Annotated in this window: 21 protein-coding genes; 5 read left to right on the forward strand and 16 right to left on the reverse strand. The window is 69.9% G+C overall.

What is annotated here, in order from left to right; translation table 11 throughout:
* Nucleotides 1-15 precede the first annotated feature (15 nt).
* The 3 genes from OG698_RS16380 to OG698_RS16390 all read right to left on the reverse strand — a co-directional run bounded on the left by OG698_RS16380 (nucleotide 16) and on the right by OG698_RS16390 (nucleotide 3,482).
* Nucleotides 16-354 carry a P-II family nitrogen regulator gene (locus OG698_RS16380; protein ID WP_100595057.1) on the reverse strand — a complete coding sequence of 113 codons (339 nt, stop codon included), beginning with the start codon at nucleotides 352-354 and terminating at the stop codon, nucleotides 16-18.
* Entirely contained in the window at nucleotides 351-1,706 is a 1,356-nt protein-coding gene (locus tag OG698_RS16385; RefSeq protein WP_406103703.1) for an ammonium transporter, read from the reverse strand. Before OG698_RS16385 ends, OG698_RS16380 begins: the two co-directional genes overlap by 4 nt.
* A gap of 303 nt (nucleotides 1,707-2,009) precedes the next feature.
* Nucleotides 2,010-3,482, reverse strand: a complete 1,473-nt coding sequence (locus tag OG698_RS16390) for a hypothetical protein (RefSeq protein ID WP_406103705.1) — start codon at nucleotides 3,480-3,482, stop codon at nucleotides 2,010-2,012.
* 468 nt (nucleotides 3,483-3,950) lie between these two features.
* On the opposite strand from OG698_RS16390, the gene OG698_RS16395 reads away from it, so the two are divergent.
* Entirely contained in the window at nucleotides 3,951-4,628 is a 678-nt protein-coding gene (locus tag OG698_RS16395; RefSeq protein WP_406103707.1) for a bifunctional DNA primase/polymerase, read from the forward strand.
* 75 nt (nucleotides 4,629-4,703) lie between these two features.
* Here the strand turns inward: OG698_RS16395 and ftsY are convergent, their stop codons facing one another.
* A complete protein-coding gene (ftsY, locus tag OG698_RS16400; protein ID WP_399972050.1) occupies nucleotides 4,704-5,915 on the reverse strand; it encodes a signal recognition particle-docking protein FtsY in 1,212 nt (403 codons plus the stop codon).
* Nucleotides 5,916-6,128: 213 nt separating this feature from the next.
* On the opposite strand from ftsY, the gene OG698_RS16405 reads away from it, so the two are divergent.
* Nucleotides 6,129-7,577, forward strand: a complete 1,449-nt coding sequence (locus OG698_RS16405; protein WP_399972047.1) for a cytosine permease — start codon at nucleotides 6,129-6,131, stop codon at nucleotides 7,575-7,577.
* Between the two features lie 65 nt (nucleotides 7,578-7,642).
* Nucleotides 7,643-8,623, forward strand: coding sequence for an LLM class flavin-dependent oxidoreductase (locus OG698_RS16410; protein WP_406103710.1), 981 nt, complete (start codon nucleotides 7,643-7,645; stop codon nucleotides 8,621-8,623).
* 40 nt (nucleotides 8,624-8,663) lie between these two features.
* Here OG698_RS16410 and OG698_RS16415 read toward each other — a convergent pair whose 3' ends face one another.
* From OG698_RS16415 to OG698_RS16430, 4 genes are all read right to left on the reverse strand, one after another.
* A complete protein-coding gene (locus OG698_RS16415) occupies nucleotides 8,664-10,088 on the reverse strand; it encodes a sugar porter family MFS transporter (RefSeq protein ID WP_406103712.1) in 1,425 nt (474 codons plus the stop codon).
* A 312-nt stretch (nucleotides 10,089-10,400) separates the two neighbouring features.
* Nucleotides 10,401-14,237 (reverse strand): AAA family ATPase, encoded by a 3,837-nt coding sequence (locus tag OG698_RS16420; protein ID WP_406103714.1) that lies wholly within the window; start codon nucleotides 14,235-14,237, stop codon nucleotides 10,401-10,403.
* 257 nt (nucleotides 14,238-14,494) lie between these two features.
* The gene (locus tag OG698_RS16425; RefSeq protein ID WP_116509408.1) at nucleotides 14,495-14,698 is read right to left on the reverse strand and encodes a hypothetical protein; all 204 of its coding nucleotides are present in this window, start codon (nucleotides 14,696-14,698) and stop codon (nucleotides 14,495-14,497) included.
* A gap of 381 nt (nucleotides 14,699-15,079) precedes the next feature.
* On the reverse strand, nucleotides 15,080-15,361 hold the full coding sequence (locus OG698_RS16430) for an acylphosphatase (RefSeq protein ID WP_100595047.1): 282 nt from the start codon (nucleotides 15,359-15,361) through the stop codon (nucleotides 15,080-15,082).
* A 135-nt stretch (nucleotides 15,362-15,496) separates the two neighbouring features.
* On the opposite strand from OG698_RS16430, the gene OG698_RS16435 reads away from it, so the two are divergent.
* Together OG698_RS16435 and OG698_RS16440 are read left to right on the forward strand one after the other, a co-directional pair.
* Nucleotides 15,497-16,582: a CAP domain-containing protein gene (locus tag OG698_RS16435; protein WP_406111096.1), complete on the forward strand. Its 1,086-nt coding sequence runs from the start codon at nucleotides 15,497-15,499 to the stop codon at nucleotides 16,580-16,582.
* A gap of 85 nt (nucleotides 16,583-16,667) precedes the next feature.
* Nucleotides 16,668-17,060 (forward strand): helix-turn-helix domain-containing protein, encoded by a 393-nt coding sequence (locus tag OG698_RS16440; RefSeq protein ID WP_326773929.1) that lies wholly within the window; start codon nucleotides 16,668-16,670, stop codon nucleotides 17,058-17,060.
* On the opposite strand, the gene mutM is transcribed toward OG698_RS16440, so the two are convergent.
* The 8 genes from mutM to recG all read right to left on the reverse strand — a co-directional run bounded on the left by mutM (nucleotide 17,027) and on the right by recG (nucleotide 24,312).
* Nucleotides 17,027-17,893 carry a bifunctional DNA-formamidopyrimidine glycosylase/DNA-(apurinic or apyrimidinic site) lyase gene (mutM, locus tag OG698_RS16445; RefSeq protein ID WP_406103717.1) on the reverse strand — a complete coding sequence of 289 codons (867 nt, stop codon included), beginning with the start codon at nucleotides 17,891-17,893 and terminating at the stop codon, nucleotides 17,027-17,029. The genes OG698_RS16440 and mutM overlap by 34 nt on opposite strands.
* A gap of 88 nt (nucleotides 17,894-17,981) precedes the next feature.
* Nucleotides 17,982-18,782 (reverse strand): ribonuclease III, encoded by an 801-nt coding sequence (rnc, locus tag OG698_RS16450; RefSeq protein WP_100595043.1) that lies wholly within the window; start codon nucleotides 18,780-18,782, stop codon nucleotides 17,982-17,984.
* A gap of 19 nt (nucleotides 18,783-18,801) precedes the next feature.
* Complete coding sequence (gene rpmF, locus OG698_RS16455) at nucleotides 18,802-18,975, reverse strand: 50S ribosomal protein L32 (protein ID WP_030361955.1); 174 nt, start codon at nucleotides 18,973-18,975, stop codon at nucleotides 18,802-18,804.
* A 2-nt stretch (nucleotides 18,976-18,977) separates the two neighbouring features.
* Nucleotides 18,978-19,613 carry a DUF177 domain-containing protein gene (locus OG698_RS16460; protein WP_329581545.1) on the reverse strand — a complete coding sequence of 212 codons (636 nt, stop codon included), beginning with the start codon at nucleotides 19,611-19,613 and terminating at the stop codon, nucleotides 18,978-18,980.
* A gap of 153 nt (nucleotides 19,614-19,766) precedes the next feature.
* The gene (locus tag OG698_RS16465; protein WP_406111098.1) at nucleotides 19,767-20,858 is read right to left on the reverse strand and encodes an ATP synthase F0 subunit B; all 1,092 of its coding nucleotides are present in this window, start codon (nucleotides 20,856-20,858) and stop codon (nucleotides 19,767-19,769) included.
* 73 nt (nucleotides 20,859-20,931) lie between these two features.
* The gene (gene coaD / locus OG698_RS16470; RefSeq protein ID WP_199841845.1) at nucleotides 20,932-21,411 is read right to left on the reverse strand and encodes a pantetheine-phosphate adenylyltransferase; all 480 of its coding nucleotides are present in this window, start codon (nucleotides 21,409-21,411) and stop codon (nucleotides 20,932-20,934) included.
* 26 nt (nucleotides 21,412-21,437) lie between these two features.
* Nucleotides 21,438-22,040: a 16S rRNA (guanine(966)-N(2))-methyltransferase RsmD gene (gene rsmD / locus OG698_RS16475; protein ID WP_326773931.1), complete on the reverse strand. Its 603-nt coding sequence runs from the start codon at nucleotides 22,038-22,040 to the stop codon at nucleotides 21,438-21,440.
* A gap of 52 nt (nucleotides 22,041-22,092) precedes the next feature.
* Nucleotides 22,093-24,312, reverse strand: a complete 2,220-nt coding sequence (gene recG / locus OG698_RS16480; RefSeq protein WP_399972033.1) for an ATP-dependent DNA helicase RecG — start codon at nucleotides 24,310-24,312, stop codon at nucleotides 22,093-22,095.
* Nucleotides 24,313-24,534 lie beyond the last annotated feature (222 nt).

Here is a 24,534-nt window from a genome sequence, read left to right on the forward strand (position 1 = left end):
ACTCCTCTGTTCCGTTTACAGCGCGTCCGGCCCGCGCTCACCGGTGCGAACCCTGACGGCGGTCTCCACCGGGACGGCCCAGACCTTGCCGTCCCCGATCTTGCCGGTCCTGGCGGCCTTGACCACGACATCTATGAGCTGTTCGGCGTCGTCGTCCTCCACGAGGACCTCTATGCGGATCTTCGGTACGAGGTCGACGGTGTACTCGGCACCGCGGTAGACCTCGGTGTGGCCGCGCTGGCGGCCGTATCCGCTGGCCTCGGTGACGGTCAGGCCCTGGATGCCGAAGGCCTGGAGGGCTTCCTTGATCTCGTCGAGCCGGTGCGGCTTGACGACCGCCGTGATGAGCTTCATGCGTCCACCTTCTTGGTCTGTGCTGCCGCCCCGTCGACGAGTCCGGGGCCCGGCGCGGCCGAGCGCAGGACCGTGCCGCCGCCCGCGCCGCTGAAGTCGTACGCGGTCTCGGCGTGCTCGACCTGGTCGATGCCGGAGACCTCGTCGTCCTCGCTGACCCGCATGCCGATCGCCTTGTCGATCAGGAAGGCGAGGATCGCGGAGACGACGAGCGAGTACGCGAGGACCGCGCCGACGCCCGCGAGCTGCTTCCACAGCTGGGTCAGGCCGCCGCCGTAGAAGAGGCCCTGCGCGTCGGACTGGCCGCCGCCGGTGGCGAAGAAGCCGATGAGGAGCGAACCGATGACTCCGCCGACGAGGTGGACGCCGACGACGTCGAGCGAGTCGTCGTAGCCGAACCTGTACTTGAGGCCGACGGCCATGGCGCACAGGACACCCGCGATGGCGCCGATGGCGATCGCACCGAGCGGCGAGCAGGAGCCGCCCGACGGGGTGATCGCGACGAGGCCCGCGACCGCGCCGGAGGCGGCGCCGAGGGTGGTGCACGCGCCGTGCCGGATCTTCTCGTAGATCAGCCAGGCGAGCATGGCGGCGGCGGTGGCGACCTGCGTGTTGACGAACATCAGCGCGCCGACACCGTCGTCGTTGCCGAGCCACGAGCCCGCGTTGAACCCGAACCAGCCGAACCACAGCAGACCGGCGCCGAGCATCACCAGCGGCAGCGAGTGGGGCCGCATCGGGTCCTTCTTGAAGCCGACGCGCTTGCCGATCACGAGGATCACACCGAGAGCGGCCGCACCCGCGTTGATGTGGACCGCGGTGCCGCCGGCGAAGTCGATGACGCCGAGGTCGAACGCCCAGCCGCCGGTGCCCCAGACCCAGTGCGCGACGGGGAAGTACACGAGCGTGGCCCACAGGGTGATGAACAGCGCCCAGGCGCTGAACTTCACGCGGTCGGCGAGCGCGCCGCTGATCAGGGCGGGTGTGATGATCGCGAACATCAGCTGGAACACGGCGAAGACGTAGATCGGGATGGTGTAGCCGTCCCACAGCTGCGTCAGGCCTATGCCGCTGAGCCCGACGTAGTCCGAGGACCAGCCGATCAGGCTGCCGTGGTCGGTGCCGAAGGCGGCGGAGAAGCCGTAGAGGACCCACAGGATCGTGACGATCCCGAGGCTGATGAAGCTCATCATCAGCATGTTCAGGGTGGACTTGACGCGGACCATGCCTCCGTAGAAGAAGGCGAGTCCCGGCGTCATGATCATCACCAGGGCGGAACAGATCAGCATGAACCCTGTATTGGCGGCAGACAGCGTGGGCGTGTCTGCGGCAAGCGTGATGCCTGGGGGCATCGGCGTCTCCTCGTCGTTGGTACGGCCCCGTGCGGGCGAAGCCTGTGCGGTCAAGAGGGGTGGGCCGGTTATGCGCCATGAGAATGGTGCAGCGCCGTTTCCGTGGACGCCCCTCGATGTTTCGCCGCAGTGACGAAGAGGTCGTGCGTGTTACGCGTCAATGAACTGCCTGATACGGGGTGAGGCGATCGTTATCGTGACGCAACCAACAAAGACCGGCCGCGGCGGCCATCCGGTTGACCTGGCAATGGGGGAGCCGAGTCGGGCAGTCCGGGAGGGCCGGCCGCGGCCGGGGACAAGGGTTCAGACCGCTTCGGCGGTCTCCGGCAGATGGATCGCGAGCTGGTCGGTGAGGTGCGCGACCTCGGCGACGTCCCCGAACTCACGGACCGCGGTGTCCACGGTCTTGCGGATACGGGTGTTGACCCGCTCGGAGCGCACCTTCTTGGCGATGATCATGGCCTGCTCGGCGAGCACCGTGGACTGCTCGGGCTCGCGCTGGAGCAGATGCACCGTGGCCATCCCGATCAGGTTCAGCGCGTACGACCGCTGGTGCTCGGAGTCCTTCTCGAAGAGCTCGACGGCGCGCCGCATGACGGGCTCTGACATGGAGGCGTACGTGGGGCTGCGGCCCGCCACATAGGCGAGGTCGCGGTACGAGTGGGAGTTCTCCCCGTGCAGCTCGGCCTCGGAGAAGAAGCGGATCCAGTCGGGGTCCGGGTCGTCCCAGTCGTCGGCGTCGTGGAAGGTCTCCTCGGCCATCCGGACGGCCCGCTTGCACTTGCCGGGCTGCCCGATGTTCGCGTACGCGCGGGCCTCCATCGCATACAGCATGGCCTGCGTGCGCGGACTGGCGCAGTCGCGGCTGCCGTACTGCGCCAGATGGACGAGTTCCAGCGCGTCGTCGGGCCGGCCGAGGTGGATCATCTGCCGGCTCATGCTGGACAGGACGTACGAGCCGAGCGGCTTGTCGCCGGCTTCCTTGGCCGCGTGCAGGGCGAGGACGAAGTACTTCTGGGCGGTGGGCTGGAGGCCCACGTCGTAGCTCATCCAGCCCGCCAGCTCGGCCAGCTCGGCCGCGACTTTGAAGAGCCGCTTCGTCGTGGCCGCAGGCTGGGGCTCCTGGAGCAGGTCGGTCACCTCGTGCAGCTGGCCGACGACGGCCTTGCGGCGCAGCCCGCCGCCGCACTGCGCGTCCCACTGCCGGAACATGACCGTCGTCGACTCCAGGAGGTCGAGCTCCGGCTTCGAGAGCCGGTTCCCGCGGCGCATGGCCGCCGGGTCCGGCTCCACCGCCGGCGTCCCGGGCGTGGGCACGAGCCAGCGCTGCATGGGCTCGATGAGCGCGGGGCCCGCGGAGAGCGCGAGGGCGCTGCCGAGGAATCCGCGGCGCGCCAGCATCAGGTCGCTGCGGGAGAACTCACCGATCAGCGCCACCGTCTGCGGACCCGTCCATGGCAGGTCGACGCCGGACACGGAGGGCGACTGGTGCGCGGCGCGCAGGCCGAGGTCCTCGACCGCGACGACGCAGCCGAAGCGCTCGGAGAACAGCTCGGACAGGATCCGCGGGATCGGCTCGCGCGGGTTCTCTCCGTCGAGCCAGCGGCGCACGCGCGAGGTGTCCGTGGAGATGTGATTGGCGCCCAACTGCCGCGCCCGGCGGTTCACTTGGCGCGCCAGCTCGCCCTTCGACCAGCCGCTGCGCAGGAACCACGAGCTCAGCAGCTCATTGGGGCGCTTCTCAGCGTTCGTCACGCTTCCGTCGCTGCCGCCCACTGGAACGCCCCCATCCCTGAAGCCACCTCTTCGCCACCCCGCTGCTGCGGGGTGCGATGTGCGTCAAGCCCTACCAGCATGCCGTCAACTGCGGCCGCCCGTCCGGTGGTTGTCACTCCTCGAACAGGAAACCGACTTGCCTCCGGCATACCCAAGAGTGCTTACGTCCCAGGGGCTTGTGTACTGAAAGTAATCCTACGATCACCCCTCCGGCCATGGCGAACCCGGAAACGCCACCATTCGCCACCCCTTCGAATGAACTAGGGGAGCTCCACGCACGATTCACTTGACATAGGACGGCCGAAAGTGGGCGGAGCGGTGTACGCCAGGGCGTGCGACACCGGGCGCACCACCCCCGAAGTTACCGAGCGCCGCCCCGAGTCGGCGGTTCACGGCCCCGCGGAAGCAGAGGGTCACGATCCGATTCCGTCTCGTAACCGCCGGTGCGCAGGACCCGTTGGAGGGGGCATGGGCTTCACGATCGGCGGCAGCCGCGGGATTCTCGACATCCGGTCCGGTGCGCGGCGCCGCGGCCGCACTTCAGGCCGCGCGTCGGACTGCACCTCGGTGGCCGAGTTCACCGGGCTCTGGGGCTGGGAGGCGGTGCCGGGGGCACGCGCCTCGGGCGGCGCCTGCTCATGCGGCAAGGCGGACTGCATCCGGCCCGGCGCCCACCCCATCGACCACGCGCCGACCGTCCCGGCGGGGGCCACGCTCGACGAAGTGACCGAGACCTGGGAGCAGTTCCCCGGTGCCGCGGTGATGCTGCCCGTCGGCAACGCGTTCGACATCATCGACGTACCCGAGGCGGCCGGCCGTCGCGCGCTCGTCCGCCTGGAGCGGATGGGCCTGCCGCTCGGCCCCGTGACGGCGACGCCCGAGGGACGCGCCCACTTCTTCGTCGCACCGGGATCCGCCGCCGAACTCGGCTCGCTGCTCTACCGGATGGGCTGGGACGACGCGACCCTCGACCTGCACGCTCTCGGCCCCGGCACCCACATCACCGCCCCGCCCTCGGACCGCGGCGGCCTCGGCCCGGTCCGGTGGCTGCGCGCTCCCGGACTCGACTCGGCGACCCAGCCCCCGCAGGCCCGCCTCGTCCTTGGCACCCTGGCGTACGTGGCCCATCGCTCCCCGGCGGTCTAGCGGCGGCCCGCGCACATGGAAGCGCCCGCTCCCTGAGGAGCGGGCGCTTCCATGTGCGAAGAGACGTCCGTACGGCTACTCGCCGATCAGCGCGTCCACGAACGCCTCCGGCTCGAAGGGAGCCAGGTCGTCGGGGCCCTCGCCCAGGCCGATCAGCTTCACCGGCACGCCCAGCTCGCGCTGCACGGCGATGACGATGCCGCCCTTGGCCGTGCCGTCGAGCTTGGTGAGCACGATGCCGGTGATGTCCACCACCTCGGCGAAGACGCGGGCCTGGACCAGTCCGTTCTGCCCGGTCGTCGCGTCGAGGACGAGCAGGATCTCGTCGAGCGGGGCGTGCTTCTCGACGACACGCTTGACCTTGCCGAGCTCGTCCATGAGGCCGGTCTTGGTGTGCAGGCGGCCCGCGGTGTCGATGAGGACGACGTCGGCGCCCTCCTCGATGCCCTCCTTGACGGCGTCGAAGGCGATGGACGCGGGGTCGCCGCCCTCGGGGCCGCGCACGGTGCGGGCACCGACGCGCTCGCCCCAGGTCTGGAGCTGTTCGGCGGCGGCGGCGCGGAAGGTGTCGGCGGCGCCGAGCACCACGTTCTTCCCGTCGGCCACCAGGACGCGGGCGAGCTTGCCGGTGGTGGTGGTCTTGCCGGTGCCGTTGACCCCGACGACCATCACGATGCCCGGCCCGTCCAGCGCCTCGGTCTTGACCGAGCGGTCGAACTCCGGGACGAGGAGCTGGAGCAGCTCCTCGCGCAGCAGCGTGCGCAGCTCGTCGGGCGTGCGGGTGCCGAGCACCTTGACGCGCTCGCGCAGCCGGTCGACGAGCTCCTGCGTGGGCTGCACACCGACGTCGGCGGTGAGCAGGGTGTCCTCGATCTCCTCCCAGGTGTCCTCGTCCAGGTGCTCGCGCGAGAGGAGCGTGAGCAGCCCCTTGCCGAGCGCGTTCTGCGAGCGGGAGAGCCGGGCGCGCAGGCGCACGAGGCGCCCCGCGGTCGGCTCGGGGACCTCGATCTCGGGCGCGGCCGGAGCCGGGGGCTCCTCCACCGCGATGGGCGCGGACGGCTCCGGCTCGACGAGCGGGAGGTCGACCTCCTCGATCGTGCGGCGGGGTTCGTCGCGCGGCGTCTCGGCCTCTTCGCCGACGTGCGGCTCGGCCGGAGGGGCGGTGATGTCGGGCACGGAGGGGGGCGGCGGGGGCAGCTGCTTCCTTCTGCGGCTGCCGACCACGAGCCCGCCGAGTGCGCCGATCACGACCACGGCGATGACTACAGCAAGGATGACGATTTCCATAACGGGTCCAGTATCAGCCATGGGCCCCGGGGGCACGCCTCTTGTGACTTCCTCCAAAGAACATAAGCCACTTGAGTGGATTACTCGGACTAAAGTACGATGGAAGAGGATGATGCAACGCGCGTAGAGTCCACAGCGTCCCCTCCCCACACCCCCCACCGGCTCCCCCACCACCACCCACGGAGCCGAGCGAGAGGCACGGAACCCCACCGCATGAGCAAGACCGCCGAATCCGAAGGCGCACTCGAGACCCGCGGCATCGAGCCCGTCCCCGAGTCCGAGCGCACCGCCAGGACCCGTGAGCTGTTCCCCACCTGGGTCGCCGCCAACATCAGTGTGCTGCTGCTCACGATGGGCGCGAGCCTGGTCGTCTCGTACAAGCTCAACTTCTGGCAGGCACTCGTCGTCGCGATCGCCGCCCCCATCGTCTCGTACGGCCTCGTCGGCCTGATCGGCATCGCCGGCAAGCGCGGCGGCGCCCCGGGCATGGCCCTGTCGCGCGCGGTCTTCGGTCAGCGCGGCAACCTGCTGCCGGGCTCGCTCATCTGGGTCGCCCGCTGGGGCTGGGAGACGATCAACGCGGTGACCGGTGCCTATGCCGTGCTCACCGTCCTGGACATCCTCTTCGGCGTGAAGAGCAACAACGTCCTGGTGATCGTCACGCTGCTGCTCTTCGTCGTCACGACGTTCGTGATCTCCGGCCTCGGGATCAGCGCCGTACAGAAGTGCAACAAGTACGCGACGTACCTCTTCGGTCTCTTCTCGGTCCTCGTGCTGGTCTACCTGATCGCCAACACCGACTGGACGCGCGTCTTCGACCAGCCCGCGGGCAAGATGTCGCTGATGGTCGCCGGTATCGGCCTGATCGCCGCGGGCGGCGTCAGCTGGATCCCCTCGTCGCCGGACTTCACGCGCTACCTGCCGCGCACGGCCTCGTCGGTCGCGATCGTGCGCAACTCGGTCGGCGGCGCCGGCATCGTCGTCCTGCCGATGGTCCTGATGGGCGCCGTCATGGCGGTCTCCACGCCCGACCTGGCCTCGGCCGCGGACCCGGTCTCCTTCCTCGGCGAGATCCTGCCGCTGTGGATCGCGGTCCCGTACCTCCTGATCGCCCTGGTCGGCATGCTGCTGATCAACTCGATGTCGATGTACTCGGCGGGCTTCACCGCCCAGACCCTCGGCTTCAAGGTCCCGCGCCACTGGGCCGTCTCGATCAACGCGCTCATCTCGCTGATCTTCGGCGGCATCCTGATGCTCGTCGCGACCAGCTTCATGGGCTCGTTCATCGCCTTCCTCTCGCTGCTCGCGGTGGCGTTCTCGGCCTGGGTCGGCGTCTTCGGCGCCGACATGCTGCGGCGCAAGGAGTACGACGCCGAGGCCCTCGTCGACACCACGCGCACCAGCGCCTACTGGTACACGGGCGGCTTCAGCCTGGCAGCCGTCGCCTCCTGGGCGATCGGCCTGCTCGGGGGCCTGATGTTCACCACGTCCGACTGGTTCACCGGCCCGCTCGCCGCCAACAACCCGATCGGCGAGTACGGCCTCGGCTGGGTCGCCACGATCGTGATCTCCGGCCTGCTGTACGTGGTCCTGCCGAAGCCCGCCGTCGCCGTCACCCCCGAGGTCTCCGCCGAAGAGGAGCGCGAGACCCTGGCCGTCTGACGCTCCGTCAGCTACCGTCCCCCTTCACCAGCGGCCCAACTCCGCCCTGTGAAGGGGGACTTCTCATGCCCGTCACGGTCGTGCGCTTCAACCTCGTGGACCCTGCGGCGACGCCCGAATCGCTGAGCGCCCGCTACAGGGCGGCCGTCGAGATGGCGGCGTACGCCGACGACCGCGGCATCTCCACCGTCCAGACCGAGGAGCACCACGGCGTCGCCAACAACTGGCTGCCGTCGCCCTTCACCTTCGCGGGCGCCGTCTTCGGCGCGACCCGGCGCATCGCCGTCACGGTCTCCGCGATCATCGGCCCGCTGCACGATCCGCTGCGCCTCGCGGAGGACATCGCCGTACTCGATCTGCTCAGCGGCGGCCGGCTCGTCACCGTCGCCGGAATCGGCTACCGGCCCGAGGAGTACGGTCAGTTCGACGTCGAGTGGAAGCGGCGGGGCAAGCTCCAGGACGAGCTCCTCGACACCCTGCTCAAGGCGTGGACGGGCGAGGAGTTCGGCTTCCGCGGCCGCACGGTCCGCGTCACACCGCGCCCGTTCACCCAGCCCCACCCGCTGCTCCTGGTCGGCGGGTCCTCACGGGCGGCGGCGCGGCGCGCGGCCCGCCTCGGCCTGCCGTTCTTCCCGAGCGCGCATCTGCCCGAACTCGAGGCGTACTACAAGGAACAACTCGTCGAGCACGGCACCGAGGGCTGGACCATGATGCCCGCGGCGGTCACCCCGCTGCTGCACGTCGCCGAGGACCCCGACCGTGTCTGGGCCGAGCACGGCGAGCACTTCCTGCACGAGGCGCGGACGTACGCGTCCTGGCAGTCCGGCGACATCAGGTCGGCGGTGAAGTCCGGCGCTACGACAGTCGACGAGCTGCGTGCCGAGGGTGTCTACCGGATCCTCACGCCGGACGAGTGCGTGGAGCAGGCCCTGGACAGCTATGTGCTGCACCCGTTGTCGGGCGGTATGCCGGTCGACGAGGGCTGGCGCAGCCTGCATCTGTTCTGCGAAAACGTACTGCCCCGGCTCGAAGACCGTGTGGTCTGAGCCGGGGCAGTGACGAGGGTGAGGAGATGGCAGCGGGGACTTAACCCATCTCCTCCAACGCCTTGCCCTTGGTCTCCTTCACGAACTTGAGCATGAAGGGGATCGAGAGCGCGGCGAAGATTGTGTAAATGACGTACGTCCCGGAGAGGTTCCAGTCGGCCAGCGACGGGAAGCTCGCGGTGATGGCCCAGTTGGCGATCCACTGCGCGGACGCGGCCACGCCGAGCGCCGCGGCGCGGATCTTGTTCGGGAACATCTCGCCGAGGAAGACCCAGACGACGACACCCCAGGACAGGGCGAAGAACAGGACGAAGAAGTGGGCGGCGATCAGGGCGACCCAGCCCTGCGTGACCGGCAGCTTGCCGTCCACCAGGTCGTACGAGAACGCCCAGGCCTCCAGCGCGAGACCGATGACCATGCCGACGGAACCGACCAGGGCCAGCGGCTTACGGCCGACGCGGTCCACCAGGAGCATCGCGATCACGGTGCCGATGATGTTGATGATCGACGTGGTGAACGAGTAGAGGAACGAGTCCGTCGGGTTCACACCGACCGACTGCCACAGCGTCGAGGAGTAGTAGAACGCGACGTTGATGCCGACGAACTGCTGGAAGACCGAGAGGCCGATACCGATCCAGACGATCGGCTTGAAGTAGAGACCGCCGTTGCCCTTGCCGGAGAGCAGGTCCTTGAACGTGGACTTGTGCTCGCTCTTCATCGCGTGCTCGATCTCGGCGACGCGGGCGTCCAGGTCGATCTTCGTGCCCTCGACCTCGGCGAGGATCTCCTTGGCCTTGGCCTCGCGGCCGACCGAGATGAGGAAGCGCGGCGACTCGGGGATCGCGAAGGACAGCATGCCGTAGAGGACGGCCGGGATGACCATGACGCCGAGCATGACCTGCCAGGCCTCGAGGCCCAGCACCTGACCGCGCTGGTCGCCGCCGGCAGCCTGGAGGATGCCGTAGTTGACGAGCTGTGAGATGGCGATGCCGACGACGATCGCGGCCTGCTGGAAGGAGCCGAGGCGGCCGCGGTACGCGGGCGGCGAAACCTCGGCGATGTAGGCCGGGCCGATGACGGAGGCCATGCCGATGCCGAAGCCGCCGACGATCCGCCAGAAAGCCAGGTCCCAGAGGGCGAAGGGCAGTGCGGAGCCGACGGCGCTGATCGTGAAGAGGACGGCCGCGATCTGCATGCAGCGGATGCGGCCGATGCGGTCCGCGATCCGGCCGGCGGTGGCCGCGCCGATCGCACAGCCGATCAGGGCGATGGCGATGACCTGGGCGAGCGTTCCGGAGCCGATGTCGTACCGGTCACGGATGGCCTCGACGGCTCCGTTGATCACGGAACTGTCGTAGCCGAAGAGAAAGCCGCCCATCGCGGCCGCCGCCGTGATGAAGATGACGTGACCGAGATGGTCGGGGTGGGCCTCTCGGGCGCTTGGCGGCTTCGCTGTGCTGGTCACGTGTACTCCTCGGGCCACCGGCAACGGTGCCGGGGGTGGGGGTGAAAGCCCTTCCAGTGGCGCACAACTTCACGCCGCCCACCACCTGAAGGTAAAAGCAACGTTGCCGAGACTATGCCTTCAAGTTTCGAAGTCAAGAGGGGGGTAACTGTGAACTTCAGACGACCTGGTCACAGTCATCATTCAAGTCTTGAACGATTCCCCGTAAGTGATCTTGCGACTGGTCTCGCGGCCGACGCCGCAGCTGATGCCGCACCGGTGGACGGGGTACGGGCGGGCCGGTGACCGATGTCCGGGCGGCCCGGCGCGCGGTCAGCGCAGCCGCTGGCTGATCACCTTCGACACCCCGTCGCCCTGCATCGACACCCCGTAGAGCGCGTCGGCGACCTCCATCGTGCGCTTCTGGTGCGTGATCACGATGAGCTGGGAGGCCTCCTGGAGCTCCTGCATGATGCGGATGAGGCGCTGGAGGTTGGTGTCGTCGAGGGCGGCCTCGACCTCGTCCATCACGTAGAAGGGACTGGGCCGCGCCTTGAAGATCGAGACGAGCAGCGCCACGGCGGTCAGGGAGCGCTCGCCGCCGGAGAGCAGCGAGAGCCGCTTGACCTTCTTGCCCGGAGGGCGGGCCTCCACGTCGACACCCGTGGTGAGCATGTTGTCGGGATCGGTCAGGATCAGCCGTCCGTCACCGCCGGGGAAGAGCCGGCTGAAGACACCCTCGAACTCTCGGGCCGTGTCCCGGTACGCCTCGGTGAAGACCTGCTCGACGCGCTCGTCGACTTCCTTCACCACCTGAAGGAGATCGCTCCTCGTCTTCTTCAGGTCCTCGAGCTGCTCGCTGAGGAACTTGTGGCGCTCCTCCAGCGCGGCAAACTCTTCCAGAGCCAGCGGATTCACTTTTCCCAGCTGCTGATACGCCCGTTCGGCTGACTTGAGCCGCTTCTCCTGCTCCGCGCGCACGAACGGCCGCGGCTGATTGCGCGGGTGCTCGGGGTCGTCGGGCAGCTCCTCGCCCTCGGCCGGAAGCGAGGGCGGTACGGGCTGCTGCGGCCCGTACTCCGATACGAGTCCCGCCGGTTCGACGCCGAGTTCCTCCAGCGCCTTGGCCTCCAGCTGCTCGATCCGCAGCCGCTTCTCGGCGCCGAGCACCTCGCCCCGGTGCACCGAGTCCGTCAGCTTGTCGAGCTCCGCCTTCAGGTCCCGGCCGCGGGCCCGCTCGGCGACGAGCTCCCGCTCCCGTTCGCCCTTGGCGCTCTCGGCGGACGCCCGCTCCTGCTCGGCCCGTCCTACGGATACCTCGACGTGGGCGAGCAACTGCCGGGCGCCGGAGGCCACCGCCTCGGCCACGGCCGCCTCGTGGCGCAGCCTGGAGCGCTGCCGCTCCGCACGCGCGCGTGCCTCGCGCTCCGCGCGGGCCGCCCGGTCCAGCGAATCGGCGCGTCCGGCAAGGCCCTTCACGCGCTCCTCGTGCGTACGCGCCTGGAGCCGGGCCTCCATCTCGGTCTGGCGGGCGTTGGCCCCGTCGGCGGCAAGCCGGTCGCGTACCGCGGTGTCCGGCTCCTCGTCGGCCGGCATCTCCTCGGCGACGGCGAGCCGTTCGGCCAGCTCCTCGGCGTCCATTACGGCCTTCTCCAGCGCGTCCTGCGCCTTGGCGGCCGCGGCGGCGCTGCGCTCGGCCTCCCCGGCCGCGCCTCGCGCCTGTCCGGACAGGCGGCCGAGCTGCTGTGCCACGGACGACTTCTCGCGGTCGGCAACCCGGCGCCGCTCCCCCAGCTCCTCCACGAGAGCGGCGGCGTCGGCGCGCCGGGCGACCGCGGCGCGCTGCGCCTCGGCCAGCTCCTCGCACCGCACCCCGAGCTCGGCCAGCTCGCCCGCGGCCTCGTCTACGGAGGCCTGCACCTCGAGAAGACTGGGCGCACCGGCGGAACCGCCCTGCGCGAAGTGCGCCCCGAGCAGGTCCCCTTCAGCGGTGACGGCGGTCAGCTCGGGCCGCGCGTAGACAAGATCCTCGGCATCCTCGAGCGTCCCGACGACCACGATCCCCCGCAGCAGCCGCCGCACGGCAGGCATCAACTCGGAGGGCCCGCGCACGAAATCGGCCACGAGCGGCGGCCCGTCCCCACCCCGCGCAGCCCGTCCCGGCTGCGCATGCCCAAAGCCACCGAGCCCCTCACCGACACCGCCCGCCCCGGTCGCCGACACAGCACTCTCCGGATGGGAGCCACCACGGTGCACGTCACCAGTGCCGTCACCACCACCAGGGGAACCCCCGGCCGAGGCAGACATGCCGCCGGCCGCCGCCGCGGAAACGCCACCGTCACCACCGGCCACAGGCCCACCATCCGCAGACCCACCACCGACCGACCCCCCGGCCGACGACGCACCCACGCCCCCGCCCAAAGCGGACGCGCCCCCGGCCCAAGCGGAATCGTCCCCCGCCAGCAGCAGCGCCGCGCGCCCCGCGTCCTGTTTGCGCAGGAGGCGGATCGCTTCCGCGGCGGAGGCGGGGGTGGTCACGGCGATGGCGTCGGCCGCGGCGCCGAACGCCGCGGCGACCGGGACCTCGAAGCCTGGGGTGACGGAGAGCAGTTCGGCCGCGGGGCCGAGGACTCCGGTCAGTCGGTCGCGGGCCCCGAGCAGCGCGCCGGTGCCGTCCTTGCGGCGCAGCCCGAGCGCGAGGGCGTCATGCCTGGCGGAGACAGCGGCCCGCTTGCGTTCCGCGGACGTCAGGGCTTCCCTGGCCGCCGTCAGCGCGGACTCCGCGTCGGCGAGGGCGGCCCTGGCCGCGTCGTGCCGGTCCCCGAGCTCCGCGTCCCCGGCGTCGAGGCCGTCCACCTCGGCCTTGAGCTGCTCGTACTCCTCCTGCGCCGCGACGGCCCGCTCCCGCGCCTCGTCCCGCGCGGCGGCCAGCCGGTCGATCTCGGCCTGCGCCGCGGCGGCCCGCGAACGGGCGGCGTTGACCTGCCCGTTCAGCCGCGCGAGCCCCTCCCGCCGGTCGGCGATGGCCCGGGCGGCGTCCTTGAGCCGGCGCTCCTCAGCCGCCAATTCCCGTTCCAGGTCGGCCCGGTGGGCCACCGTGTCGTCGAGAGCGCGCTCGGCCGCTTCGAGCGCGGCCTCCAGTTCGGCCTCCTGCTCGCGGATCCGGGCGGCCTCGCGCTCCATGTCCTCGGGGTCGCGCCCGCGCCGCTCCTCCGCGGGGGCGGACGTCGCGCTCTTGACCCGCGCGTCGGCCAGCGAGACGGTACCGCGCACCCGCTCGGCCAGTTGCGACAGCTCGTACCAGGTCTGCTGGGCGCGCTGGAGCCGCGGTGTGAGCTGCCTGACCTCGGCCTCCAGGAGCGCCTCACGCTGGAGTGCCTTCTTCAGCTCGGCCTCGGCGGCGTCCTTGCGTTCCTTGAGCGCCGCCTCGTCCTCGATCTCGGCGCGCAGCGCACCCCGCATCCGTACGAGGTCGTCGGCGAGGAGGCGCAGTCGCGCGTCGCGGAGGTCGGCCTGGATGACGGCGGCGCGGCGCGCGACGGCGGCCTGGCGCCCGAGCGGCTTCAACTGCCGCCGCAACTCGTCCGTAAGGTCCTGCACGCGCGCGAGGTTGGCCCGCATCGCGTCCAGCTTCCGCAGCGCCTTCTCCTTGCGCTTGCGGTGCTTGAGGACGCCGGCGGCCTCCTCGATGAACGCCCTGCGCCCCATCGGGTCGGCGTGGAGCACGGAGTCGAGCTGGCCCTGCCCGACGATGACATGCATCTCGCGCCCGATGCCGGAGTCGGACAGCAACTCCTGGATGTCGAGCAGCCTGCACGTGTCGCCGTTGATCTGGTATTCGCTGCCGCCGTTGCGGAACATGATCCGCGTGATGGTGACCTCGGCGTACTCGATGGGCAGCGCGCCGTCGGAGTTGTCGATGGTCAGCGACACCTCGGCGCGGCCGAGCGGCGGGCGCCCGGTCGTGCCAGCGAAGATGACGTCCTCCATCTTGCCGCCGCGCAGCGACTTCGCACCCTGCTCGCCCATGACCCAGCTGAGGGCGTCCACGACATTGGACTTGCCCGAGCCATTGGGGCCGACGACGCAGGTGATGCCCGGCTCGAACCGCAATGTGGTGGCCGAGGCGAACGATTTGAACCCGCGCAGGGTCAGGGCCTTGAGGTGCACGCCGCCGGACTCTACCCGCCGCGCGTGTCTCACTCCATGAACCCGCGGTTTCGCCCAGGAAAGTGCAGGGCACATCAGACGTTAAAGAAAGACGTCGACGCGCGGAGCACCGGCGGGGCATTCGAGGGGGCGCGGTACGGGTGAGCGGAAAGCCAGAAAGAAGGGACGCGAAAAGCGTCCCTTGCAGATCTGAGCAAACTGATCAAGCGGCTTGATGAAAGGGCTGCCTGACCACTGGTGTCGTGTGCGGGATGTGGTCAGGTGAGCGCAGGCTCCGCCTGGGGTACGTCGATGCTCTCGAGGAGCGATTCGTGAGAAGCGGCAGCCGCGAGCGCGTCGTTCTCGGACTGGATCCGAACGAGTTCGGACTCAAGGTCCTGGACGCGCTGCTGGAGCCGTCGCATCTCGGCGAGGAGTCGCGGGTCGGAACCGCCGACGTAACCGAGAAGCGCCTTTGCCATGATGGATGGTCCTCCACAATGAGTGACCGACCGAAGCGGTGTGGGTCGTGAGGGAATCGCACCCGCGGTGCCTGGCACTCGTTGTCTTGCTGCCGTTCATACATGCCAAACAGCTAAGGTGCGCGGGGCTTCCAGAGTCTCACCAAAAAGTTTGACGGTCAACACGATCACACCCCGTATTGACGGGTGAGCCCGGGGGCTCGGCACCGTGAAAACTTCGGCGCGGCCTCACTTCGGGCCCCTGGGGGCGTGGAGATCATCCTTACTTCGCGAGCCTGCCACGACGAGCGCTTATTGGCAACCACCAGGTCATTCACGCCCCGCGCAGTTGCCCTGGGCATGCCATGAACACCTCTTGAGGGCCTGGCCTGCGCATCCTTCTCAGCGAATGGCGAAGTCGGCGTATCCGCCGCGCGGGGCGTCCCAGATCTCGGTGACTCCGTCGACCCTCCCGGGTGTGTCGCCGTCGCGGAGCCAGTCGAGAAGGCCCTGACAGCTCGCGCGTGAGCCCTCCGCGACGACCTGGACCCGGCCGTCGTCCAAATTGAGAGCAAAGCCACTCAGGCCGCCGATCTCAAGAGCCTTCGCCCGCGTGAACCAGCGAAAACCCACACGCTGGACGCGTCCGCGCACCCAGGCGGTGATGCGTACGTCTTCGTTCATAAGGGGCACGCTAACCGGCCAATTGCACTCGGAGCACTTCGCCCCCTTCCGCCTTGCGGTACCGTCCCGGACCAATGCGACTCACTCGAACGGGTGAGTCGCATTACCCACAGCGAGGACGAGGAAGGCCACAAGATGGGACGCCACCGACGCGCCGACGCCGGCCGCGCCGCCACGGGTCGCGCCACGGACAGCACGGCCGGTTCGTATGCCGGGCACGACGGCGCGTACGACGGCGCGTACGCGGAGACGTACACACACGACGGATTCACCTCCCCGTACAACACGGGCCCGCACGCCACGTCGAACGGCGGCCTGGGCCGGGCGTTCGACGACGCCTACTCGGGCGAGCCCGAAGTCGCGTACACGCCCTCCGGGAGCCCGGGCGGCTCGCACCGCCACAAAAAGCGCGTCGCCAGGCCGGTGCGGACGGGGCTCCTCGGAGTCTCCGCCGCCGTGGCGATGGGCGCCGTCGCGGTGGCCTCCGGCGTGGTCCCCGGCATGGACGACTACTCGCTGGGCGGCGGCAACGGCGCCGACAAGGTGCGCGCCGCCGACTCCCCTTCGGGGCTCGAGACCCAGGGCGGAACGGACGGCAGCGCCGACCGCGCCCCGTCCTCCGCGAGCCGCAGCGCCGAGCGCTCGGACTCTCCTTCCGCTTCGCCTTCGCAGTCTTCCTCGAAGCCGTCTTCGACCCCGTCGAAGACGGCTTCGCCGAGCAAGTCCTCCAGTTCCGGTTCCGGCGGTACGGCGACCTCGCCCAAGACCGCGACCCCGTCCAAGACCGCCACCACGAAGCCGAAGCCCCCGGCTGCGGCGCCGAGCCTGAAGGCCCCGTCCGGCGAGGCGTCGGCCGAGGCCCAGGTGCTCGCGCTGGTCAACACGGAGCGGGCCAAGGTCGGCTGCAGGCCGGTGACCGCGGACGGCGGCCTCGCCGCCCTAGCCGGGAACTTCAGCGAGGACATGGCGGCGCGGGGCTTCTTCGACCACACGGATCCGGATGGCGCGACACCCTGGGACCGCGCGAAGAAGGCCGGCATAACGGACCTCGGCGGCGAGAACATAGCCCGGGGCCAGGCCAACGCCCAGTCCGTCATGGACTCCTGGATGAACAGCCCCGGCCACCGCGCGAACATCCTCAACTGCGACTACAAGACGCTGGGTGTCGGCGTGCACTTCGGGGCGGGCGGCCCGTGGTGGACGCAGGACTTCGGCTTCTGACCGCACCGGCCGGCACCGGCTCCCCGCACTAACCAATGGTTAGCGCACCCCAGAGGTTCGCGCTGCGCCGGAGTACGCTTTCCGCATGGAATCGAGCGGCAGCGACCTCGCGTACGACGTGTTCTCCCGGCAGTGCCCGTCCCGCGGCACCCTCGAGCACGTGACGGGCCGCTGGGGAGCGCTCACGCTCGGGGCGCTGCACGAGGGCAGCTTCCGCTTCAACGAGCTGCGGCGCCGCGTGGACGGCGTGAGCGAGAAGATGCTGTCGCAGACCCTGCACGCGCTGGAGCGCGACGGCCTGGTGCACCGCGAGGCGCAGCCGACCAACCCGCCGCGCGTGGACTATGAGCTGACACCGCTCGGGCGCGAGGTCTCCGAACGGCTCCTGGCCCTCATCCAGTTCGTCGAGGGCCGGATGGACGACGTGCTCGCGTCGCGCGCCCGTTACGACGCGGACGGGGCGCGCGGCGGCCGCTGACAGCGCGGGCAGAAGTAGCTGGAGCGGTTCATCCAGGGGCGCCTGCGAATGATCGTGCCGCAGCGCCGGCACGGCTCACCCTCGCGCCCGTAGGCGTCGAGCGAGCGGTCGAAGTAGCCGGACTCGCCGTTCACATTCACGTAGAGGCTGTCGAAGCTGGTGCCGCCGACGGCGAGGGCCGCGTTCATCACGTCCCGTACGTGGCCGAGGAGTTCGGCGGTGCGCGGGCGCGTGAATCCGGTGGTCGGCCGCTCGTAGTGGAGCTTTGAGCGCCACAGCGCCTCGTCCGCGTAGATGTTGCCGACGCCGCTGATCAGCGACTGGTCGAGCAGGGCCCGCTTGATGGTCGTACGGCGCCTGCGCAGCGCCTCGTGGAACGCGGCGTCGTCGAACTTCGGGTCCAGTGGGTCGCGCGCGATGTGCGCGATGACGTCCGGCAGCCCGTCGGGGCCGGTCTCGTGCAGCGAGAGGCCGCCGAAGGTGCGCTGGTCGATGAAGCGCAGCTCCGTACCCAGTTCGTCGGCGAAGCGGACGCGGATGCGTAGATGCTTCTCGTCCGGCGCCTCGGCCGGCTGCACCAGGAGCTGTCCGCTCATCCCGAGGTGCGCGAGGACTGCGCCGCCCGTCGGCTCCAGCGGCAGCCACAGATACTTCCCGCGCCGCTCGGGTACGCCGATGCGCTGGTCCTTCATCCGGTTCGCGAAGTCCTCGCCGCCCCCGATGTGCCGACGCACGGCGCGCGGGTGCAGGACCTCCACGTCGGCGACGGTGCGGTGGGCGACCCAGCGCTCGAGTCCGCGCCGTACGACCTCGACCTCGGGCAGCTCGGGCACGGTGTCTCCTTGTGAGGGCTCAGATGCGAAACGAACGGTGCCGACCGCCCCTCAGGACGGTCGGCACCGGACAGTTCGGATGCGGGCGTCAGGCCGACGCCGAGGAGGAGTCGGCGTTCCCCTCGGCTGCCACGGTGGCCTCGACGGCGTCAGCCGTCTTCGCCGCCTCGGCGCGCTCGTCGGCAGCCGCGCGGATCGCGCGCCATGCCGATTCAGCGGCCTGCTGCTCCGCTTCCTTCTTGCTGCGGCCGGTGCCGGTGCCGTACGAGACGCCTCCGACGCGGGCGGCAGCAGTAAAGGTCTTCTCGTGGTCGGGGCCGGTCTCCGAGACCAGGTACTCGGGAACGCCGAGCCCCTCGGTCGCGGTGAGCTCCTGGAGACTGGTCTTCCAGTCCAGGCCCGCACCCAGATTCGAGGACTTCTCGATCAGGGGGTCGAAGAGACGGTGGACGAGTTCGCCCGCCGCGTCCAGCCCCTGGTCGAGATAGACGGCGCCGATCACCGCTTCGAGCGTGTCGGCGAGGATGGACGCCTTGTCCCGGCCGCCCGTGCCCTCTTCACCCCGGCCGAGCCGGATGAAGGAACCCAGGTCGAGCCCACGGCTGACCTCCGCAAGTGCACGCGAATTGACCACCGCGGCCCGCAACTTGGCCAGCTGGCCTTCGGGCAGGTCGGGGTGGGTGGTGTACAGCGTGTCCGTGACGACGAGGCCGAGCACGGAGTCCCCGAGGAACTCGAGCCGCTCGTTCGTCGGCAGACCGCCGTTCTCGTACGCGTACGAGCGGTGGGTCAGTGCACGCACCAGAAGGGCGGACTCGAGCTTGTACCCGAGCCGCCCTTCCAGAAGCGTGTGGGACGAGGCATTGTCCGTCTTGTTCGACTCAGACATTGCGCCTCTCACCAGCCGCTCAGACCTCGAGGACCTGGCGCTTGTTGTAAGTGCCGCAAGCGGGGCACGCGATGTGCTGCAGCTTGGGCTCCTGGCAACGCTCACACGAAACCAGAGTGGGGACCGCAGCCTTCCACTGCGACCGGCGGTGGCGCGTGTTGCTGCGCGACATCTTCCGCTTCGGAACAGCCACGGCTACTTCTCCTGCTTCTCGTCGACGCCAGGTTCGGCGCCGCTCATCTCGTCCTTCTCGCCGTCCTGGATGGTCCCGGCGAGTCCCTGCAGTGCCGCCCAACGGATGTCGACGGCGTCGTGGTGGTGGTCCGGATCGTCCGCGAGCCGAGCTCCACACTGGGAGCACAGACCCGGGCAGTCGTCCTGGCACACCGGCTGCATCGGCAGTGCGAGCACCACCGCATCACGCAGCACAGGCTCGAGGTCGAACATGCCGTCCTCGAGAAAGAGCCTGTCCTCGTCTTCCTCGGCGTCGTCGGCCGGTTCCGCGGTGCGGCCCCGGTCGTCGGCGTCAGGGTACGAGAACATCTCCTGGAAATCCGCGTCGACCTCGAGGCCGAGCGGCTCCAGACACCTTACGCACTCCCCCTGAGCCGATGCACGGGCGGTGCCTGTGACAAGCACCCCTTCCATGACCGACTCGAGACGCACCTCGAGCTCCATCGGCGCGCCTTCCGGCACTCCGACGACCCCTTCGATACCGAAGTCCTTGGGGGCGTTGACCGTGCGGGTCAACCGCTGCTGCGCACCAGGACGCCGTCCCAGCTCGTGCGTATCGAACACGAGAGGGTTGCGGTGGTCGAGGTGCGTACTCAGGGCTGGTCCTGCCTTCGGTCTTCGATGCTCAAGTTGTTCAAGCTGCTCAAGGGGATCGCTGCCCCGAATGAACCCGGGCAGCTGTGATCGCGGACGTACGCGCGACCGAAGAACCAGGATACTGGACCTTTCGCTCACGGCCCAATCCGTCAGTCAGCGCCCCTGTTCGTACTGCCTCAGCTGCTCCGTGCTGATCATGCTCGTGTCGAAGAGGCTGGTCTCGTCCAGCGCCGCCGGCTCGTGCGCCACCTGCGGCTGCGCGTAGCCGGCCTGACCCTGGTCGTAGCCCTGCTGCTGGTGCTGCTGATAGGCGTACGGGTCCTGCTGCTGGTACGCGTACGGGTCCTGCTGGTACACCGCGTACGGATCCTGCTGGCCGTAGGGCTGCTGCTGGTGCTGCTGGTACCCGTACAGGTCCTGCTGCGGGTCCTGCTGCTGCGTTGCGTACACCGGCTGCTGGGCCGGGATCTGCGGGGTCTGGATCTGCGGGGCCTGGGGGATCTCCCGGTCCGGCTCCGCGGGGGCGTTGCCGATCTCCGCGAGTCCGGCTAGGTAGTCGGCGTCGCTCGTGTGCCGGCCGCCCGTGTCGTCCGCGCCGAGGGTGCCCAGCTCGTCGCTGGCGACCCGGCCCTGGAGCGTGTGCCGGCCACGGCCGACCGCCTCGAGGGTCTTGGCTAGGACCGCCTCGAAGGCGCCGAGCTTCACGTCCACGTACGAGTCGGCGTCGCGGCGCAGGGTCTCGGGGTCGTGGCTGCGCTCGGGGGCGTCCTCGTCCTCGTAGCCCTGGGCGTCGACGCCGGGGCCGGTGCCGAGGAGCTTCTCGCGGCCGCGGCCCACGGAGCCGAGGGTCTTGGTGAGGACGACCTCGAAGTTGGCGAGCTTGGAGTCGACGTAGTCGTCGGCCTCCGCGCGGATCTCCTCGGCCTCTTTGCGGGCCTCGGCGAGGATCCGCTCCCCTTCGTCCTGGGAGCGGCGGGCGACCTCGGTGTCGGAGATCAGCGAACCGCGCTCGGCGTGCGCCGTCTCGATGATCCGGTCAGCCTCCTGACGGGCCTGCTCGACCATCTGCTCGCGCCCGCCGATCAGCTCCTCGGCCTGCGCGAGGGAGCCGGGCAGTGCCTGGCGCACCTCTTCGAGCATCGCGAGCAGGTCGGCGCGGTTGACCACGCACGAGGCCGACATGGGCATGGACCGGGCATTGCCGACCGCGGCGACGATCTCGTCGAGCTTCTTCTGCACGTCCACCGTGTGCTCGCCACTCTCTACAGGGGTGTTGGAGACGGACAAGGCGACTGTACGGCCAACTGGCGCCTGGATGTCACTTCTTGGGGAGGCGCTGGGTGAGCGCCTCGAAGACCACCGGCGGCACCAGGTGGGAGACGTCGCCGCCCCAGGCCGCGACCTCCTTGACCAGGGACGAGGACAGGAAGCTGTACGTCGGGTTGGTGGGGACGAAGAGGGTCTCCACGCCCGTGAGGCCGTTGTTCATCTGGGCCATCTGCAGCTCGTAGTCGAAGTCGCTGACGGCGCGCAGGCCCTTCACGATGGCCGGGATGTCGCGCTGCTTGCAGAAGTCGACGAGCAGTCCGTGGAAGGACTCGACCTCGACGTTGCCGAACTCGGCAGTGACCTCGCGGATCAGCTCGATCCGCTCCTCGATCTCGAAGAGGCCCTTCTTCGACTGATTGATCATCACCGCGACGTGCACGACGTCGTACAGCTTGGAAGCTCGGCCGATGATGTCGAGGTGGCCATTGGTGATGGGGTCGAACGACCCCGGACAGACGGCGCGGCGCAACGTGAGTCCCTCGCTCTCCGGTCCGGTCACGGTGCGTCCTCGCACGTGACGGTGCTCTTCAGGGCGGCGCGACCGTACCAAAACGTTCCCTCGCCGTAGCGACGGGACCTCAGTGCCTCAAATCCGTCCGGCCATGGGAAAACACCGCCCCTGGTGCTTCGCTCCACGGTGACGAGCGCTTCGTCCGCGAGCCAGCCCCCCGAGGCGAGTGTGAGCAGAATCTCCCGAAGATCGTCATCCGGGACGACATAGGGAGGGTCGAGAAAGACCAGGTCGTACGGGGTGGCGGGGGCCGGACCGTGAACGATCTGTTCCGCTTTGCCCGCTCTGACCTCGGCGCCGGGGAGACCGAGGGACTTCACGTTCTCGCGGATCGTGCGGACCGCGCGGGCGTCGGCCTCCACCAGGAGCGCGTGTCCCGCGCCGCGCGACAGCGCCTCCAGGCCCACGGCGCCCGAGCCGCCGTACAGGTCGAGCACGCGCTCGCCGTCCAGGGGGTCGCCGCCGAGCAGCGACTGCCAGGTGGAGAAGAGGGCTTCGCGCGCCCGGTCGGACGTGGGGCGGGTGCCGTTGCCCGGCGGGACGGACAGGCGACGTCCGCCGGCCCGGCCGGCGATCACGCGGGTCATCTGAGTCCTAGTGGAGAAGGGGTTGAGGGGACGTGCGGGGACCTCCAGTTTGTCAGCCCTTGTCGAGGTACTGCTCGCGCTCCTCGTCCAGGAGCGCGTCCAGGGCCGTGCGCAGGCCCGGCAGGTGCTCCAGATCCGGGTCGGCGGCGACGACGGCCGTGGCCTCCTGGCGGGCCTCGGCGATGATCTCCTCGTCCTCGATGACGGCGAGCATGCGCAGGGACGAGCGCACCCCGGACTGGGCCTGGCCGAGGACGTCGCCCTCGCGGCGCTGCTCCAGGTCGATACGGGAGAGCTCGAACCCGTCGAGCGTGGCGGCTACGGCGCCGAGGCGGGCGCGGGCCGGGCTGGCCTCCGGCATCTCGCTGACGAGGAGGCACAGGCCCGCCGCCGAGCCACGGCCGACGCGGCCGCGCAGCTGATGGAGCTGGGAGACGCCGAAGCGGTCGGCGTCCATGATCACCATGGCTGTGGCGTTCGGCACGTTCACCCCGACCTCGATGACCGTGGTCGCGACCAGGACATCCGTCTCGCCCGCGGCGAAGCGGCGCATCACTGCGTCCTTGTCGTCGGGCTGCATCCTGCCGTGCAGAACCTCCACCTTCAGCCCGCGCAGGGCGCCGTGGGCCAGCTCCTCGGCCACGTCCAGGACGGCGAGCGGAGGCCGCTTCTCGGCCGCGTCCTCGGCGGACTCCTTCTTGGCCCCCTTGCCCTTCTTCCCGCCCTGCTCCTCCTCGTCGCCGATGCGGGGGCAGACGACGTACGCCTGATGCCCGTTCTCCACTTCCTCGCGTACGCGCTCCCAGGCGCGCGCGAGGAAGTGCGGCTTGTCGGCGGCGGGCACGACATGGGTGGCGATCGGCGAGCGCCCCGCGGGCAGCTGGTCGAGGACGGACGTCTCCAGGTCGCCGAAGACCGTCATCGCGACCGTACGGGGAATGGGGGTGGCCGTCATGACCAGCAGGTGCGGGGGCTGCTTGCCCTTGCCGCGCAGGGCGTCGCGCTGCTCGACGCCGAAGCGGTGCTGCTCGTCGACGACGACCAGGCCCAGGTCGTGGAACTGGACCTTGTCCTCGATCAGGGCGTGCGTCCCGATGACGATGCCCGCGTCGCCCGTGACGAGGTCGAGAAGGGCCTGGCGGCGGGCCGCGACGCCCATGGAACCGGTGAGCAGGACCACCTTGGTGGAGTGCTCGGCGCCCCCGAGCATCCCGCCCTCGGCGAGCTCGCCCATCATCTCGGTGATGGAGCGGTGGTGCTGCTGGGCGAGGACCTCGGTCGGCGCGAGCATCGCGGCCTGCCCGCCCGCGTCGACGACGGCGAGCATGGCGCGCAGGGCGACCATGGTCTTCCCCGAACCGACCTCTCCCTGGAGCAGGCGGTGCATCGGGTGTTCGGTGGCGAGGCCGTCGAAGATTTCCTTGGAGACCTTCTGTTGGCCGTCGGTGAGGGTGAAGGGGAGCTTCGCGTCGAACGCCGTGAGCAGGCCGTCCGGGCGGGGGACGCGGGCCACGGCGGGCAGCTGCGCGTCGGCGAACCGCCGCCTGGCGAGGGCGACTTGGAGGACGAACGCCTCGTCCCACTTGAGGCGGGCGCGGGCGTCGGCGATGTCCGCCTTCGTGTGGGGCCGGTGGACCTTCAGGAGGGCCTCGGGCAGCGGGACGAGACCGCGGCCCTCGCGCAGGGAGTCCGGCAGGGGGTCGAGGGCCTCCTGGGCGCTGGGCAGCACCATGTCGACGGCCTTGGCGATCTTCCAGGACTCCAGCTTGGCGGTGGCCGGGTAGATCGGGAGGAGGGCGCCGGCCCAGGAGCCGATCGCCTCGTCGGCCTCGCCGGCGTCCAGGGCGTCGGCCCGCAGCAGCTCGTACGCCGGGTGCGCGAGCTGCATCTTGCGGTTGAAGACGGAGGCCTTGCCCGCGAACATCGCGCGCGTGCCGGGCAGGAGGTCCTTGTGCGGCTTGTGGATGCCGCGGCCGAAGAAGACCAGCTGGAGCTGGCCGCTGCCGTCCGTGATGGTCACTTCGAGGCGCTGGCCCGCGCCGCCGTTGAACTTCAGGATGCGGGCGCTCGCCACCTGGGCGACCACGGTGACGTGCTCGTCGAGGGGCAGGTCGGCGAGGCGGGTGAGCTCGCCGCGCTCCGCGTATCTGCGCGGATAGTGGTGGAGCAGGTCACCGACCGTGTGCAGGCCTAGGTGCTCGGCCATCACCTTCGCGGTGGCGGGACCGAGCGCTTTCTTCAGCGGTTCTTCGAGCGCGGGCACGGAATTCATTTCACACCATGGCTCTGACATCGGCGGCTCGCGATCCCGTGATCCGCGACTCCGAGCGTCGGCAGAGCACTGGAGCCGCGGCGTGCCTTTCAGGCACCGGGCAGGGCTTGTCCGTCATGCGTCCGCATCAGCGGACGGGCGAGAAGCCATCGCGTCCACGCCGGCGGAGCCACTGCACACCACGCCACTGCTTCTCAGGCTCGTCGACAAGTGTGCTCAAAG

This window comes from Streptomyces sp. NBC_01003, from assembly GCF_045162695.1.
Lineage (GTDB): Bacteria > Actinomycetota > Actinomycetes > Streptomycetales > Streptomycetaceae > Streptomyces.

Coding starts and splice junctions, on each gene's coding strand:
- OG698_RS16380 (WP_100595057.1), bottom strand. CDS start 354: ATGAAGCTCATCACGGCGGTCGTCAAGCCGCACCGGCTCGACGAGATC.
- OG698_RS16385 (WP_406103703.1), bottom strand. CDS start 1,706: ATGCCCCCAGGCATCACGCTTGCCGCAGACACGCCCACGCTGTCTGCC.
- OG698_RS16395 (WP_406103707.1), top strand. CDS start 3,951: ATGGGCTTCACGATCGGCGGCAGCCGCGGGATTCTCGACATCCGGTCC.
- ftsY (WP_399972050.1), bottom strand. CDS start 5,915: ATGGAAATCGTCATCCTTGCTGTAGTCATCGCCGTGGTCGTGATCGGC.
- OG698_RS16405 (WP_399972047.1), top strand. CDS start 6,129: ATGAGCAAGACCGCCGAATCCGAAGGCGCACTCGAGACCCGCGGCATC.
- OG698_RS16410 (WP_406103710.1), top strand. CDS start 7,643: ATGCCCGTCACGGTCGTGCGCTTCAACCTCGTGGACCCTGCGGCGACG.
- OG698_RS16425 (WP_116509408.1), bottom strand. CDS start 14,698: ATGGCAAAGGCGCTTCTCGGTTACGTCGGCGGTTCCGACCCGCGACTC.
- OG698_RS16430 (WP_100595047.1), bottom strand. CDS start 15,361: ATGAACGAAGACGTACGCATCACCGCCTGGGTGCGCGGACGCGTCCAG.
- OG698_RS16435 (WP_406111096.1), top strand. CDS start 15,497: ATGGGACGCCACCGACGCGCCGACGCCGGCCGCGCCGCCACGGGTCGC.
- OG698_RS16440 (WP_326773929.1), top strand. CDS start 16,668: ATGGAATCGAGCGGCAGCGACCTCGCGTACGACGTGTTCTCCCGGCAG.
- rnc (WP_100595043.1), bottom strand. CDS start 18,782: ATGTCTGAGTCGAACAAGACGGACAATGCCTCGTCCCACACGCTTCTG.
- rsmD (WP_326773931.1), bottom strand. CDS start 22,040: ATGACCCGCGTGATCGCCGGCCGGGCCGGCGGACGTCGCCTGTCCGTC.
- recG (WP_399972033.1), bottom strand. CDS start 24,312: ATGAATTCCGTGCCCGCGCTCGAAGAACCGCTGAAGAAAGCGCTCGGT.